At 31.0% G+C, this 16,226-nt stretch carries 18 protein-coding genes and 1 tRNA gene; 1 reads left to right on the top strand and 18 read right to left on the bottom strand.

Annotated features, from left to right (window positions below; genetic code table 11):
* Positions 1-85: transfer RNA gene (locus T483_RS0114565), tRNA-Tyr, on the bottom strand.
* A 156-nt stretch (positions 86-241) separates the two neighbouring features.
* Positions 242-646 carry a hypothetical protein gene (locus T483_RS0114560; protein ID WP_026887532.1) on the bottom strand — a complete coding sequence of 135 codons (405 nt, stop codon included), beginning with the start codon at positions 644-646 and terminating at the stop codon, positions 242-244.
* A 100-nt stretch (positions 647-746) separates the two neighbouring features.
* On the opposite strand from T483_RS0114560, the gene yyaC reads away from it, so the two are divergent.
* Entirely contained in the window at positions 747-1,283 is a 537-nt protein-coding gene (yyaC, locus tag T483_RS0114555; protein ID WP_026887531.1) for a spore protease YyaC, read from the top strand.
* Positions 1,284-1,350: 67 nt separating this feature from the next.
* Here yyaC and T483_RS0114550 read toward each other — a convergent pair whose 3' ends face one another.
* The 16 genes from T483_RS0114550 to T483_RS0114475 all read right to left on the bottom strand — a co-directional run bounded on the left by T483_RS0114550 (position 1,351) and on the right by T483_RS0114475 (position 16,165).
* The gene (locus T483_RS0114550; RefSeq protein ID WP_026887530.1) at positions 1,351-2,385 is read right to left on the bottom strand and encodes a rod shape-determining protein; all 1,035 of its coding nucleotides are present in this window, start codon (positions 2,383-2,385) and stop codon (positions 1,351-1,353) included.
* Positions 2,386-2,464: 79 nt separating this feature from the next.
* Complete coding sequence (gene spoIIID / locus T483_RS0114545; RefSeq protein ID WP_008428820.1) at positions 2,465-2,719, bottom strand: sporulation transcriptional regulator SpoIIID; 255 nt, start codon at positions 2,717-2,719, stop codon at positions 2,465-2,467.
* Between the two features lie 105 nt (positions 2,720-2,824).
* Positions 2,825-3,562, bottom strand: a complete 738-nt coding sequence (locus T483_RS0114540; RefSeq protein ID WP_026887529.1) for a M23 family metallopeptidase — start codon at positions 3,560-3,562, stop codon at positions 2,825-2,827.
* Between the two features lie 443 nt (positions 3,563-4,005).
* The gene (gene spoIID / locus T483_RS0114535; RefSeq protein ID WP_026887528.1) at positions 4,006-5,064 is read right to left on the bottom strand and encodes a stage II sporulation protein D; all 1,059 of its coding nucleotides are present in this window, start codon (positions 5,062-5,064) and stop codon (positions 4,006-4,008) included.
* 266 nt (positions 5,065-5,330) lie between these two features.
* Positions 5,331-6,593: a UDP-N-acetylglucosamine 1-carboxyvinyltransferase gene (murA, locus tag T483_RS0114530; protein WP_026887527.1), complete on the bottom strand. Its 1,263-nt coding sequence runs from the start codon at positions 6,591-6,593 to the stop codon at positions 5,331-5,333.
* Between the two features lie 162 nt (positions 6,594-6,755).
* Positions 6,756-7,406 carry a hypothetical protein gene (locus T483_RS0114525; RefSeq protein WP_026887526.1) on the bottom strand — a complete coding sequence of 217 codons (651 nt, stop codon included), beginning with the start codon at positions 7,404-7,406 and terminating at the stop codon, positions 6,756-6,758.
* 216 nt (positions 7,407-7,622) lie between these two features.
* Positions 7,623-8,030, bottom strand: coding sequence for an ATP synthase F1 subunit epsilon (gene atpC, locus T483_RS0114520; RefSeq protein WP_026887525.1), 408 nt, complete (start codon positions 8,028-8,030; stop codon positions 7,623-7,625).
* Between the two features lie 15 nt (positions 8,031-8,045).
* Positions 8,046-9,437 carry a F0F1 ATP synthase subunit beta gene (gene atpD / locus T483_RS0114515; RefSeq protein ID WP_026887524.1) on the bottom strand — a complete coding sequence of 464 codons (1,392 nt, stop codon included), beginning with the start codon at positions 9,435-9,437 and terminating at the stop codon, positions 8,046-8,048.
* A 14-nt stretch (positions 9,438-9,451) separates the two neighbouring features.
* Positions 9,452-10,303, bottom strand: coding sequence for an ATP synthase F1 subunit gamma (gene atpG, locus T483_RS0114510; protein ID WP_026887523.1), 852 nt, complete (start codon positions 10,301-10,303; stop codon positions 9,452-9,454).
* A gap of 41 nt (positions 10,304-10,344) precedes the next feature.
* Positions 10,345-11,859, bottom strand: a complete 1,515-nt coding sequence (atpA, locus tag T483_RS0114505) for a F0F1 ATP synthase subunit alpha (RefSeq protein ID WP_026887522.1) — start codon at positions 11,857-11,859, stop codon at positions 10,345-10,347.
* A gap of 10 nt (positions 11,860-11,869) precedes the next feature.
* Positions 11,870-12,409, bottom strand: coding sequence for a F0F1 ATP synthase subunit delta (locus T483_RS0114500; protein WP_026887521.1), 540 nt, complete (start codon positions 12,407-12,409; stop codon positions 11,870-11,872).
* Positions 12,410-12,411: 2 nt separating this feature from the next.
* Positions 12,412-12,891, bottom strand: coding sequence for a F0F1 ATP synthase subunit B (locus T483_RS0114495; protein WP_026887520.1), 480 nt, complete (start codon positions 12,889-12,891; stop codon positions 12,412-12,414).
* A 52-nt stretch (positions 12,892-12,943) separates the two neighbouring features.
* The gene (gene atpE / locus T483_RS0114490) at positions 12,944-13,159 is read right to left on the bottom strand and encodes an ATP synthase F0 subunit C (protein WP_026887519.1); all 216 of its coding nucleotides are present in this window, start codon (positions 13,157-13,159) and stop codon (positions 12,944-12,946) included.
* Positions 13,160-13,212: 53 nt separating this feature from the next.
* Positions 13,213-13,893, bottom strand: a complete 681-nt coding sequence (locus T483_RS0114485; protein ID WP_026887518.1) for a F0F1 ATP synthase subunit A — start codon at positions 13,891-13,893, stop codon at positions 13,213-13,215.
* 1 nt (position 13,894) lies between these two features.
* Entirely contained in the window at positions 13,895-14,260 is a 366-nt protein-coding gene (locus T483_RS0114480; RefSeq protein ID WP_026887517.1) for a hypothetical protein, read from the bottom strand.
* A 723-nt stretch (positions 14,261-14,983) separates the two neighbouring features.
* The gene (locus T483_RS0114475; protein ID WP_026887516.1) at positions 14,984-16,165 is read right to left on the bottom strand and encodes an acetyl-CoA C-acetyltransferase; all 1,182 of its coding nucleotides are present in this window, start codon (positions 16,163-16,165) and stop codon (positions 14,984-14,986) included.
* Between the last annotated feature and the right edge of the window lie 61 nt (positions 16,166-16,226).

The following is a 16,226-nucleotide window of genomic DNA, read 5'->3' as shown; positions in this document are numbered from 1 at the left end:
TGGTGGAGGAAGATGGATTCGAACCATCGAAACGAAACGTAACAGATTTACAGTCTGCCCCCTTTGGCCACTCGGGAATTCCTCCATATTTTTTTGTATCTTGTTGACTCATTTATCGGCCAACAATGATTAGTATATCGGTAAAGCGATTTTATTTCAACTCTAATATACACCCATATAATCAATTTAAATTTATATTACTCTCTTTTTCTACAATATGCTCTCATTTATTATAGTAACTTTAATTATTTTTTATTCTTTTATCAATCTCTTGTATATCTAAAAAAGAAGAGGAAATTTCTTCAACTTTCTTATAATCTTCTGTTGTTAATCTCTTTTTTAAAAGTTTAAATATTTCTATTAAGTCTTCATTATCATTAGTATCCTCATAATATTCTTTTATTTTACCTATATCAAATGAAGATAGCTTTTTTATTATCTTTTCAAGTTCCTTTTTATTATCGGTCGATAATTGATTTAACGCTTTTTCTTTATTAATTTTATATAATGGCTTCGAATATGCAACAGTTTCTTGTACACCAACTTCTCTTGCAGCATTCTCATCTTGCGGTTGCCAGTATAGCATAAAATACATATTTATTATTATTGTAGAAACTAAAACTAAGTATATCAAAATCTTTTTCATAACAACCTCCTTATTTACTATTAATTTCCAAAAAACATTTTTTTATACTATCTTTTGTTAATTACTCATATATATATTTTATAAAGGAGGTATATGTCCCTTGAGCAAGCCAGATATTAAACTCAATCTTAATTCTTATTATAACTTATCCGTAGAAGTTAAAAAATTCATATCAAAAGACACTATAATAGTTTGTATTGGTACTGACAAATGTATTGGGGATTGCTTAGGTCCTCTAGTTGGATCTATACTAACAGAAAATTTTTTCCCTTTACCTGTTTATGGAACTTTATCTTCTCCAATTCATGCTTTAAACATAGATGAGCGTTTAAATGAAATATATAGTAATCATCCTAATGCATCAATAATTGGTGTTGATGCTTGTTTAGGTGATGAAGATGATATTGGTGAAATTCGTATAAGGGACTATGCAATACATCCTGGTAAAGGAGTGGGAAAAGAACTTCCCGAGGTAGGAATTGCATCAGTTATAGGCATCGTAGATTCCAGCGATAATGCTGAATTCTTCTTTTCGCGTAGCATAAGACTCTCATTCATTATGGATATGGCTAAGATTATATCCAAAATATTTATTGATGCTTATAATTTAAACCATGGAAAATATCCCAGAATTTAAGTGTTTTATAATTACCATTAAATAACTAGCAGTCAGTAGTAATTACCACTGACTGCTAGTTATAAAGCTATTCTATAAGAACTATTTGCTGAGAATTCACTTGACTATCTAATTTATCTATATAATTAAGCACTTTGCCTGTACCATTAGCGACACATTCAACAGGATTTTCAGCGATAGTCGCTACTACACCAGTCTTAAACTCTATAAGTTTATCTAAACCATGTATTAAAGCTCCCCCACCGGTCATTAATATTCCTCTTTCTATTATATCTGAGGCTAATTCAGGCGGTGTTCTTTCTAGTACCTTTTTTACAGTATCAACTATTATTTCAACTGGCTCTTTTATTGCATTTCTTATCTCTTCTGTTGTAATTTTTATTTCATCTGGTAATCCTGTAATGAGGTTTCTACCTTTCATCATACAAGTTAGATTTCTAGAGTTTTTAAACGCTGACCCAATATTTATTTTTAAATCTTCGGCTGTTTTCTCACCTATCATTAATTTATATTCATTACGTACATATTTTATTATAGCTTCATCGAACTTGTCTCCTGCTACCTTTATTGACTCTCTTTCTACCACTCCACCTAATGAGATAACAGCGATATCGCAAGTACCTCCTCCAATATCCACTACCATACATCCATTTGGCTTAGTAATATCTAGTCCTGCTCCAATAGCCGCTGCTAGTGGTTCTTCAATTAGATGAACTGTTTTTGCTCCTGAATTCATAGCTGCATCAATAACAGCTCTCTTTTCTACTTCTGTAGCTTGAGATGGTACACAAACAATTACTTTAGGTGCACTTACACTTCTCTTTCCGCACGCTTTTTTTATAAATTCCTTTAGCATTTTTTGTGTTATATCGTAATCAGAAATCACTCCATCTCTCAATGGCCTTACTGCAACAATATTTCCCGGGGTTCTACCTATCATTTTCCTCGCTTCTTCGCCTATAGCTAACAATTTATTATTGTTTCTGTTTATAGCTACAACAGAAGGTTCTTTCAATATTACCCCTTTACCTTTTACGTAAACTAGTACAGTTGCCGTCCCTAAGTCAATTGCAAGGTCTATCCCCGTTCTCCAAAAGCACATTTTTTATTCACTCCTATAATACATATTAATACCTATATTTACATAATTCTACTAATAATATATTATAGACTTAATCCTACTAAGATTCAATAATTTTATATTTCATTTTTGTAGCTTCTCCGCCCCTAATATGTCGTTCTGACTTATTTAGTTCTAGAATTGAATGAGTTTCTTGTGCAATTTCAGGATTGATTTTTAGAAGCCTTTCTGTCATATCTTTATGAATTGTGCTCTTGCTAACTCCAAAAACCTTAGCTGTTTTTCTTATTGTAGCTTTTGAATCTATGATATATTTTGCAACATCTAAAACTCTTTCCTCAATATAGTCTTTCAAAATACCACTTCCTTGATTTTATCATTTTATTATCATTTATTTTTGATTTATTAGTCATTTATTTTATAAAAAAAACAAATGACTAATATATATTTTCATAAAACTTTATTTAGATTTTAAATTGAAATATTTTTCTGGATTAACTTGTTCTCCATTAGAATCAATTACTTGTAAATTCAAGAATTCACCAAATACATCTTTACTAAATACTTTTGCACTGTCTCCTACTTTTGCAATAACTTGATTTGCTTTAACCTTATCTCCTTTTTTTACCGATAAGTTTGCATCAAGATTTCCATATCTTGTTTTTAGGCCATTAGCATGTTTAATTTCTACTACAACGCCTTCCTCAACACCAGAATTTTCTGCAACTTCTACAATACCATCTGCTGCTGCCTTTACTTCTGAACCTATTGTTGCTTGTAAATTTATACCCCTAATAGTTCTGAAAACTCCTTCTTCCATCTTAACTGGTGCAGGATAAGTATATTTTCTACTTTCAGCTCCATCTATAGGATTTATAAAAGTTACTGTATTATTTGTAGATACCGATGCAGCCTTTTCGGTTTTTGTTTTATCTGTATTGTCTTTATCACTATTATTTTGAACATTCTCTACTCTTTCAGCATTTTGAACTGAATTATTAGTATTTCCTTCATTTCCAGAATTCATTGTTAGATCTTTATTTACGTCTTCTGTTTTATTAACTTGATTTTTGCTGTTGAGCATTTTATAAGAAATAGTTCCAACAGTTACTACAATACAGAGACATAGGAATAAAGCGATATAAAATCCCTCCTTCCTAAATAAGTTTTTAAGTTTTTCTTTTAAATTTTTGTCCAATATGAACACCTCCAATTGTTATAGTTCCCTTTTTATGAAAAATAATACATATATTTGCTTTTTTATTATGCATTATTTACATTTAAAGGTGCTTTTTAATTACTTTCATGAATATATATCTAATGCTAAAAACTGAATATAAATTAGTTACTAGGCAATAGACATATTTATTAGAGCATTAAACCCTAATTAAGAAGTTCTACTTTATAATTTCTGTTTTAAGTAGTGTTGTTCTAAATTATGTCCATCTCTATTTTTTTTAAACATAGATATACAAAAAATGTAATTAATTGGTGTTTCTCATTTATTTCTCAAATTTATAGACAAAAATATAAAAGGATACTTGTTATTAAAAAATAAACAAGTATCCTTTTTAACTTCATTTAATTATTTATATAAAAGCATGCTACACTTATACTCAACCTAATTTGAATATTGTACCTCTAGTTATAACTTATTTCCTGAATTTCAACTCCACTGTAATAATGTTTAAGAATTTCATCATATTTTGATCCACTCTTTGCCATTGCATTGGCTCCCCATTGGCTCATTCCTACACCATGACCATAACCCTTACAGTTAACTTTTACAGAATCTTGTTGAAAATCCAATGTAAAATTAGTTGAATTTAAATTAAACAATTCTCTAAATTCAGTTCCTCTAACACTCTCATTGCCTATTTTTATTTCCTTTACCCCTCCAGCTTCTGTAAGGCTAACTGTTTTAATTAATGACGATACATTATTTTTATTAGCATTAACCCCTTTATATTTAGTATTGATTTTATTTATAAAATCGTTTATAGGAATTTGTGTGGTTGTTTTATATTTAGGTGCAATTTCTTCACCTTTACTCTCTTCTGATTTTAAGTATGGTACATCAATTGAAAATACATCTTTTGCATCTTCAGTTTTACCAGAACTAGTTGCAAAAAATTGAGGGTATTCTAAAACTGAACCGTCATAGGTAAGAACTTGCCCTCTTGTATCCATAACTGCTTTCTGTATTTTCTCCCAATTGCCTTCAGCTTCACTTTTACTCCATTTAGATACCCTCTCATCCTTGCTCATATATACTTGACAGTGAGTTGTATCACAAATTTCAGCTCCTTTCTCTTTTTCGTCTTTATTAGGATTATTTCTTTTACTCATATAAAAAGTTCTCGCTGCGACTGCCTGAGCCTTTAACGCTTCCTCATCAAAATTAGCTGGAACCTCACTCGCAACTACTCCCATTATATAATCCTCCAAATCTATTTCCTCAACTCTATCTTCCGATCTATGATAGAGCTTAACTTTTCCATTAGAAGGAAATGTTATTTTTGAGCTCTTCATTATATCTTTATCGTTCAAGTTAAATGAATCAATTTTCCCCTTACCACTTTCTAAAAAAACCATCGGCAATACTATTAATATAGTAAAAATAATCAGAGTCATAGCTGCAATTATTTTCACATTATTGCTAATCTTTATGCTTGTAGTCCTAGCATTAATTATCTTCATACTCTACCTCCCAAAGCTTGCACTCTAAAGTATATTGCCTTAGTTTTATAATTATGATAATTATGTTAACTTTAAGCTGCTCAAATTTAGGCTAGTTACTTTTAATACAATTATATTTGACACTTTATTCATAACTCAATTTAAATAAAAAAAGCATAATTAGGGATAAGGCAATTAATTTTCATGTAAATTTTTTAATAAAACTCACTGAGAAAATTATTATACCTCTGTCATAACTACAATCCCTAACTATGCACGTAAATAATTTATATATTTACTCTATATATGTCTGCTCCTAAATTTCTAAATTTCTCTTCAATACTGACATACCCTCTATCAATATGATAAACATCATTTATTACCGTTTGACCATCTGCCACCAATCCACTTAGTATCATTGCTGCTCCAGCCCTTAAATCAGTTGCTTTAACTTCGCAGCCTGTGAGTTTTGGCATACCTTCAATTATAGCAGTTCTTCCATCAATCTTAATGTTAGCTCCCATCCTTTGCAGTTCAGGTACATGCATAAACCTATTTTCAAAAACTGTTTCTGTAATAACACTAACACCTTCGACAATAGACAATAAGCTCATCATTTGAGCTTGCATATCTGTTGGAAAACCCGGATAAGGAAGTGTCTTTATATCCAAGGGCTTCTTATTACCCCTTCCATCTACTATAATAGAGTAATCCTTATAATCGCTAAAGTTTATACCACATTCTCTTAACTTTTCTATTACAGGTCTCAAATGTTCCTCATTCACTCCATTGATTTTTATTTTGCTATTTGTAATAGCTGCTGCTATCATGAATGTTCCTGCTTCTATTCTGTCATATATAGGTGTATAACTAATTCCTTTTAAACTCTTAACACCAGTTATAGTTATTTTTCCGAATCCTGCTCCTTCTATTTTAGCCCCCATCTTGGTTAAGAACTGTGCTAAATCCCAAATTTCTGGTTCTTCTGCTGCATTCTCTATTATAGTTGTCCCTTCAGCAAAGACAGACGCCATCATAATATTTTCAGTGGCACCAACAGACGGAAAATCGAGGTAAATTCTATTGCCCACCATTTTCTTTGCTCTCACTTCTACAAAGCCATGACCTATTACAACATCTGCTCCAAGCAATTTAAATCCTTTAAGATGTAGATCAATTGGTCTACTACCTATGTTACATCCACCTGGTAATGATAGTCTACAATATCCAAATCTAGCAAGCATAGGCCCCATAATCAAAAATGATGCTCTCATCTTCCTCATAAGTTCTTCATTAGCATCCATTTCCACTATATTTTTTGTATTTATTGTTAATCTATCATTTACATTTGAAATATTAACATCACAGTTTAATTCGCTTAATAATTTACAAATAACCTCAACATCCTCTAACTTAGGTGTATTCTCAATAATTATAGGCTCAGGACACAATATAGTTGCTGCAATTATTGGTAAAACTGAATTTTTTGCACAACTTATATCAACTTCACCTCTAAGTTCTTTTACACCTTTAACCACTATTTTCTCCATATTATCCTCCATAATGAATTGTTAAGCATATGAAAAATAACTGTCCAAAATATTACATATATCCCACTTCAGACGAAATTAATAAAACCTTGCTATTAAACAAGTCTGTAATACACCCAAAGCAAGATAAAGAGTTATATCGAAAAGTTTTTTCAATATGTCTTAATATGTTGTAAATATTATTGGCGTACCAATTATTATATGTGAACCAGTATCATAATCAACTAGTGCAAAATTAATCTTTTCTCCATCGTTTAAATATCCTGTTCCTGAGTATCCATTACTGATTTTTATAAGTTGTGTTTTTCTCATGTTATACTCACTAACTAATCTATTTGTAAAATATTTATTATCTAGTCCTTTTTCTTTGCCTTCATAGTAAAGAAAATATTGTATGTCTTCTAATTCCGAATCCTCTATATTCTTAAGTATATTTTTCAAATACTTTGTCCCATATTTAGGATTCTTGTTTGTTAGTATAATTTCAACATAACTATATACATCTTCATGCCATATTTTTATATTAATATCAAAATCACTATTAAACGCTTCAAATTCATCATTTCCACTCTCTTTATAAACAAGATTCGCATCTCTAAGCAAGTTTTCTTTTATTCTATAAGATTCATTTAAAATATTATTCTGTGTTTTGTATTGAAGTTTTACACCATTTTCTTCAAACTCACTTATATTTTTCATTTTTACTTCTAGAGCATTGAATGAATTTTGAGCATTGACTATATCATTAGAAATAGCACCTATATTAAAAAAAGATAATAATATAAAAATTACTATACTCATTTTTATATTCATAATTAAGTCCCCCTTATTTTATCTTCTTAATTATGGCCATCTCCTTTGACTTTTATTCCCTTTTCTATCCAACTATATAATATATAATATAGATTTATTGAAATTTTGTGATAGATTGTCAATATATAGAATAAAAAATAACAAAAAAATAAAGTGTAGCATCTTTATAGGATATTCACCTATATAAAAGATGCTACACTTTAATTTATCGTAACATTATCTATTAGATTTTTTTAGAGCTAATCTTTGCTTTGCTCTAAAAAATGCTGCCTCTGCTCTTCCTTTATTGTAGTTTTCAGAATTTTTTAATCTATCTTCTGCTCTTCTAAGAGCTCGTTCTGCTCTTACCTCATCAATATCTTCTTCAAACTCAGCAGCATCACTACTTATAATCATTTCGTTATTACTAACCTGAACAAGTGATTTAGAAATAAATAGCTCTTCATCATTTCCTTTAGCATCTTTGAATTTCGCGATGCAAGGTATAGTGCTAGATATTACACTTTGATGATTTGCAAGTACTTGAAATTCTCCATCTGCACTCTTTAAAGTTACTTTTTCTACTTGATCATTATACACTTCACGACCAGGTGTTATAATTTTTAGTAAAAAGGTATTAGCCATAATTGCTCATCCCCTTTATCCTAATTTTTTTGCTTTTTCTATAACGTCATCTATAGTTCCTGCAAATAAGAAAGCTGATTCTGGCAACTCATCGTACTTACCTTCAAGAATTTCTCTAAATCCTCTTACTGTTTCTTTTACTGAAACATATTTACCTTTTAATCCTGTAAATTGTTCACCGACTGTAAATGGTTGAGATAAGAATCTTTGTATTCTTCTTGCTCTAGCAACAACTGCCTTATCTTCATCTCCTAATTCATCCACACCTAAGATAGCTATGATATCTTGTAACTGCTTATATTTTTCAAGAACGTGTTTAACATCTGCAGCTACTTTGTAGTGTTCTTCACCAACTATTCTTGGATCAAGAATTCTTGAAGTTGATTCTAGTGGATCAACGGCTGGATATATACCAAGTTCTGCTATACTTCTAGATAAAACTGTTGTCGCATCTAGATGTGCGAATGTTGTCGCTGGTGCTGGGTCAGTTAAGTCATCAGCTGGAACATATACAGCTTGAACTGATGTAATAGAACCATTAACTGTTGATGTGATTCTTTCCTGAAGTGCACCCATTTCAGTTGCAAGTGTTGGCTGATATCCAACGGCTGAAGGTGTTCTTCCAAGTAGTGCTGAAACTTCTGAACCTGCTTGAGTATATCTAAATATGTTATCTATGAATAATAACACGTCTTGACCTTTATCTCTAAAGTATTCAGCCATAGTAAGTCCAGTTAATGCAACTCTCATTCTGGCACCTGGTGGTTCATTCATTTGCCCGAATACTAATGCTGTCTTATCAATAACTCCTGATTCTTTCATTTCATAGTATAAATCATTACCTTCTCTTGATCTTTCACCAACTCCAGTAAATACTGATAATCCACCATGTTGTTTAGCTATATTGTTTATTAATTCTTGGATTAATACTGTTTTACCAACTCCAGCTCCTCCAAATAGACCTATCTTACCACCTCTTTGATATGGTGCAAGTAAGTCTACGACCTTGATTCCAGTTTCAAACATTTCAGGTTCAACTGATTGATCTTTAAAACTTGGTGCTGGTCTATGAATTGGGTATTCTTGTTTTACTTCAATATCACCGCATCTATCAATAGGCTTTCCTAATACATTAAATAATCTTCCTAATACTTCTTCACCAACTGGAACAGAAATAGGTGCTCCTGTATCAACAGCATCCATTCCTCTCTTTAACCCTTCTGTAGCTGACATAGCTATTGTTCTAACTATATCGTCTCCAACGTGTTGTTCAACTTCTGCTACTAATTCATGATCTCCCGCCTTAATAACAATGGCATTATATAAATCTGGGAGAAAATCTGAATCAAACTTTATATCTATTACCGGTCCAATTACTTGAACTACTTTTCCCATCTTTCCAGGCATAAGATACCTCCTTACTAATTTTGAGCTGCTGCTCCTCCGACAATTTCAGATATTTCTTGCGTAATCGCACCTTGTCTAATTCTATTAAATTTAAGCTTTAATTTGTCTAATAAATCATCTGCATTCTTTGTAGCTCCATCCATAGCTGTCATTCTCGTACTTTGTTCACTACATTTTGAACTTAATAAAATGCTTCTGATTTTTCCTTTTAGATAAATATTAAGAGCATCTTCTAACACTATGTCTAAATCTGGCTCAATAAGAAATGACCCTGTTGTACCCTCAGATTTACTTATAGGCAAAATCTTAATTGACTTTGTTTCTTGTTTAACTGATGATATAAAGTCAGAGTATACAATATTTACCTCTGATACATCGCCATTTAAGTACATTTCAAGAGCCTTATCAAATATTTCTTTTGCTTCACTTACTGTTGGCACATCTTCAATTCCGACATATTCTCCTACTGGTTCTATCTTAATTCTCTTTAAATAACCAAGACCTTTGCTTCCAACTAAAACAATCTTTGCAGTATCCTTTTTATCTTTAATTTCACTTACTAACTTAGATACTACACTACTGTTAAACCCACCGCATAATCCTGAATCTGATGTTATTACTACATATAGTTTATTTTGACTATCATTTCCCTCAAAGTAAACATTGCTTCCTTCTTCACCAGCTGTAGTTGCAAGATTTCTTACGACAGGTTCAGTTATATCAATAAACTTATTGTTTACTGCTAACTCATTTTTAGTTTTTCTTAACTTAGAAGTGGCAACAAGTCCCATTGCATTAGTGATTTTTCTTGTATTCTCAACTGATTTAATTCTCTTTTTAATTTCAAGAAGTCCAGCTGCGCCCATTATCTCCACCTCCTAAGAAGGGCATAGCTTAAAAACTTAAGCTATGCTTCTTGTAAAAATATCTTCTTAAATTCAACTATTGCTTCCTCTAACATAGATTTTATTTCATCAGTTAAAGTTTTTCCCGTAATAATTGACTTTTCAATTTCTCTATGATGAGTATCAACATATTCTAAGAATCCTTTTTCGAATCTCTTTATATCGCTAACTTTAATGTCTGATAAGAAATCATTAACAGCAGCATATAATATTATTATTTGCTTTCCAACCTCAAGTGGACTATATTGATCTTGTTTTAATATCTCAACTAATCTCTTACCTTTTTCAAGTCTTCTACTAGAATCGGCATCTAAATCAGATCCAAATTGTGAAAAGGCTTCTAACTCTCTATATTGTGCTAGTTCCAATCTTAAAGTACCACTTACTTGTTTCATAGCTTTAATTTGTGCACTACCACCAACTCTTGATACTGATATACCAGCATTAACCGCTGGCCTTTGTCCCGCATTAAATAAATCAGATTCTAAGAATATTTGTCCGTCTGTTATAGAAATAACATTAGTTGGTATGTACGCAGTAACGTCTCCAGCTTGTGTTTCTATAATTGGAAGTGCTGTTATTGAACCTCCGCCTAATTCCTTAGATAACTTAGCTGCTCTTTCAAGTAATCTTGAATGAATATAGAAAACGTCTCCTGGGTAAGCTTCTCTTCCTGGTGGCCTCTTAAGTAATAATGACATTGCTCTATATGCAGTTGCATGTTTAGATAAATCATCATATATTATTAATACATCTTTTCCTTGATGCATAAAATATTCACCTATAGTACATCCAGAATATGGTGCAATATATTGAAGTGGTGCAGATTCTGATGCTGTAGCATCTACAACTATACTGTAATCCATAGCACCCATTTCAGTTAATGTATTAAATATATGAGCAACTGTAGATTGCTTTTGACCAATAGCTACATATATACAAATAACATCCTTACCCTTTTGATTTAATATTGTATCTATAGCTATAGCTGTTTTACCTGTTTGTCTATCTCCAATGATAAGTTCTCTTTGTCCTCTACCTATTGGAATCATTGAATCTATAGCTTTAATTCCAGTTTGTAATGGCTCATTAACAGAACTTCTATCAATTATACCTGCTGCTGGAATTTCGATTGGCCTAGTTTGGCTTGTATTTATAGGACCTTTACCATCAATTGGTTCTCCTAATGCATTAACAACTCTTCCAATCATTGCTTCGCCTACAGGAACTTCAACAACTCTTCCTGTTCCTTTAACTGTATCGCCTTCTTTTATTCCTTTTTCTTCTCCTAAAAGAACACAACCAACATTATCCTGTTCAAGATTTAAAACCATCCCATATACATTATTAGGAAACTCTAACAATTCCCCTTGCATACAATTATCTAATCCATAAACTCTTGAAACACCATCTCCAATTTGGATTATAGTACCAGAATCTACTGTTTTAATATCTTTTTCGTATTTCTCTATTTCCTTCTTTATAATAGAAGTTATTTCTTCTGGTTTAATATTCATGGATTCACCTCTATTCTTTCTTAAGCATTAATTCTTTCATTTCATCTATCTTTGATTTTATAGTTCCATCAATAATATCATTTCCGACTTTAACAAAAACTCCGCCTAAAAGACTTTTATCTATTTTAGTGTCAAATATAATATTTTTTTCATATTTCTTTTCAAAGATAGCTTTCAATTGTTCTAATTCCTCATTTAAAAGTGGTACAACTGTTTTAACTATACCTCTTATAGTATTTCTTCTTTCTAGATCAATTTTTTCCATCTGATCTAGTTTCTCTCTTAATTGAAGTATTCTATCCTTTTCAATCAATATCATCATGAAAGAAAGTAATTCTTCATCAATTTTTCCTTTAAACAAATCAGTAAATAATTGCTTCTTTTTTGCTGTATTTACTTTAGGATGTCTAATTACTTCATAAAAACCTTTATTCTCATCAAATATATCACAAATGTCTCTTAAATCTTGTAAATATTCATCCACTTTATTATTTTTCTCAGCAATTTCATATAGAGCTAAAGCATATCGCTTTTCCAAATACTCATGCATACTTACATACCTACCTTAGCAATAAAATCGCCAATAAGTTTTCTATGTGTTGTTTCATCTACTTGTTGCTCTAATGCTCTGACAGAAAGTTCTACTGCTAAATCTACTGCTTGTTTTTTAATCTCATATTCTGCTTTTTCTTTTTCTCTTTCAATTTCTAAGTTAGCTCTTTCCTTTATTGAATTTGCTTCAACTTTTGCATTTTGAACAATTTCTTCATAAAGTTTATCACCTTTTGCTCTTTGAGCTTCAGTGATTTTCTTACCTTCTTCTTTAGCTGATTGTAAAATTTGTTCATTTTTCACCAAATACATTCTGGCTTTTTCAGCATCTTCATCTGCCTTACTTATTGTTTGATTAACGAGATTTTGTCTTTCTTCAATTATTCCTTTGATTTTATCCCAAAAGAAATGTTTCAGAATCAAAATTATCAGACCAAAATTAATCCAATTGAATATAACTGTTGATACATTTACTTCCATTTTTACTTATATCCTCCCTTCGGAGTCAATGTAATTAACTCATGCGAATTTATTATCTACCCATTAACATAAATGCCATTACTAACCCATAGATTGCTGTAGTTTCACAAAGTGCTGCACCTAATATGAAGAATGTCATTACTCTTCCTGATGCTTCTGGTTGTCTTCCTACTGCTTCAACTGCCTTACCAGCTGCAATTCCAATACCTACTCCTGCTCCAATACCAGATAATACAGCTATACCAGCTGCTAGAACTCCTAAATTCATTATGATTCCTCCTAAGATATTAATTAATTTTAATTTTTTAATAATTTTTAAACTTATTCTTCTGCTATTAACTTGATATTAATCATAGTTAACATTGTAAACACTATCATTTGAATCAATCCATCAAATAAATCGAAATATGCGTGTAATATTATCGGTATACCAAATTGTGCAAAAATTGATATTGAACTCAATTGATGATACACCAATTCTAATAATACTACTGCTGCGACCATATTACCAAAAAGTCTTAGTGCTAAAGACACTGGCAAAATAATTCTTTCTATTATGTTTAATGGCAGCATAGGGACAAATGGATGTAATAATCCCTTTCCAAACCCAAATATTCCATTCTTTCTAATAGCATTTAAATTCACTACTAAAAATGTGGTTATTGCGAAGGATGCTGTTATGCTCAAATCACTTGTAGGTGGCTTAAACCCTAATAATCCAAATAGATTTAGTATTAGCAAATAGATCATTAATGTTCCTATATAAGGCAGAAATGATTCATATTCTTCACCCATAGTACCAACCATAAAGTCCCTTATTGTTTGATAGACTTTTTCCAAAGCCGATTGGGTCTTGCCAGGTTTTAACTTCAAGTTTTTTGTTAATAGAAAAGCACCTATCCCTAAAATTGCGATAACAATCCATTCAATTATTATCCCTGCAGTAATATCTACTGTAAAACCAAAAATTTCAGGTGAAAATATAGGTATCACGGGCTCCACTCTAAACACTTCCTTTCCTATTTTCTTTAATACGAAAAACTATAAGTAGTACATAATGCGAAACAAAGCCTATCATATAATATATTACGTATTCCATTCTTCCCAGAAAAGGAAATACTGTGGCAATTATGAATGCCATCCTAATAAAATACGTAGGAATTATAATCCATGCTTTATTTCTATCCAAAAACTTTCCAACGATATAACCACTCGCTAGAAAATTTATTAACGAAACACATATACCTATCATATAGATTCCTGCATTTATAAAGGTGGAAATTAAGATTATCATTAAAGATATCAATAATCCGCTCCCCAAATCATATTTTATCGTTTGTAGAAGCAGTTTATTCACTTCTTTATTCATACATAACCCCCTTAACCTCAATATCAGTAATTATATCTTTATATTTATCTTTAATAAAACACTATTATAAAGTAAAATCAGCTTATTTTCACTTTATAATCAATTTATATTTAATATACTCTTGAATGCTCAGCTAATATTGGTTATTTCTTCATTTTTCTCATTTAATGATTTTTTCAAATCAACCCAATTCATTTTTCTAAATATTCTGTAACATTTATCTACAAAATATTATTTTTGTTAACATTTTCATTACAAATTTTGTCATGGATTTTCAAAAATTTGGTGAATTTTATACTATTTTTAGGTTTTATAAAGCTATACTTACTATTATGAATTTCATATTATTGAATACAGAAATTAATCCTTATTCAATATTTATTTTTTTTTAATGTATAATTACCAAATTTATATGTATTATCATTTAGCAAATCCTCACACTAACTATGTTATCAAGTATATAAAACACCTTAATGAAATATATGATTAAAAATTCTTTCATTTTTTTCAATGATTTATGTATAATCACTATTTTGATAATATTTTCACCCTCTCTCTCAGATAATGAGTGTGTATAATAATTTTAATTTTTTCCACTGACTTTATATAACTTAATACATGCATTTCTATTTTCTTCTTTTCATTTTATTTTTATACTCATATTTAATAAAAAAAGGTTACTATGAGAATTATCACAGTAACCTTTTTAAATATTAATTTATGTTAAACTCTTTCAACGATAAGAGCTGTTCCCATTCCGCCACCTATACAAAGTGTAGCTAATCCTTTTTTAGCATCTCTCTTTTCCATTTCATGAAGAAGAGTTACTAATATTCTTGCACCTGATGCTCCAACTGGGTGACCTAAAGCAATTGCTCCACCATTTACATTAACTTTTGACATATCGAATTTTAAGTCTTTAGCAACTGCTAAGCTTTGAGCTGCGAAAGCTTCATTAGCTTCGATTAAATCTAAGTCTTCTACTGTTAAGTTAGCTTTTTCTAAAGCTTTCTTAGTTGCATGGAATGGTCCATATCCCATGATAGCTGGATCTAATCCTTTTGAACCATAAGAAAGTATTTTAGCCATTGGCTTAAGTCCTAATTCTTCTGCTTTTTCTGCACTCATAACAACAAAAGCTGCTGCTCCATCATTAATACCTGATGCATTACCTGCAGTAACAGTACCATCTTTAATAAATGCTGGCTTTAATTTAGCTAAAGATTCTGCTGTTGTTCCGAATCTTGGGAATTCATCTGTATCAAATACTTTTGGTTCTCCCTTTCTTTGTGGAATAACAACTGGAACTATTTCATCTTTAAATCTTCCAGACTTAATTGCTGCTTCAGCTTTTTGTTGAGATGAAGCTGAGAATGCATCTTGCTCTTCTCTAGTTAATCCCCATTGTTTAGCAATATTTTCAGCTGTAACTCCCATATGGTAGTTGTTAAAAGCATCCCATAATGCATCTTTTATCATTGTATCAACTAATTTACCGTCACCCATTCTTTGTCCCCATCTTGCTTTGTCTAATGCATATGGGGCAGCTGACATATTTTCCATGCCTCCAGCAACAACAACATCAGCATCTCCTGCTTTGATCATTTGCGCTGCTAAACTAACTGCTCTAAGACCTGATCCACAAACCTTATTAATAGTCATAGCCGAAACTTCTTGTGGTAATCCAGCTTTTATTGTTGATTGTCTTGCGGTATTTTGACCAAGACCAGCTTGAATTACATTACCCATAATAACTTCTTCAATTAATTCAGGTTTTACTCCAGCTCTATTTACGGCTTCTTTAATTACTAAAGCTCCTAAATCTACTGCTGAGACATCTTTTAACGCTCCACCAAAACTACCTAATGCTGTTCTTACTGCACTTACAATAACTACATCTCTCATGTTTGACCTCCTAAAATTTTATAGATTACTTTATTAACTTTCGTTAAATTATTAACATAAC

The sequence above is a fragment of the Clostridium beijerinckii HUN142 genome (genome assembly GCF_000621745.1).
Taxonomy (GTDB): Bacteria; Bacillota; Clostridia; order Clostridiales; family Clostridiaceae; genus Clostridium; species Clostridium beijerinckii_A.
The sequence above is the reverse complement of the archived record's forward strand: the minus strand, read 5'-3'. Positions and strand labels throughout refer to the sequence as shown.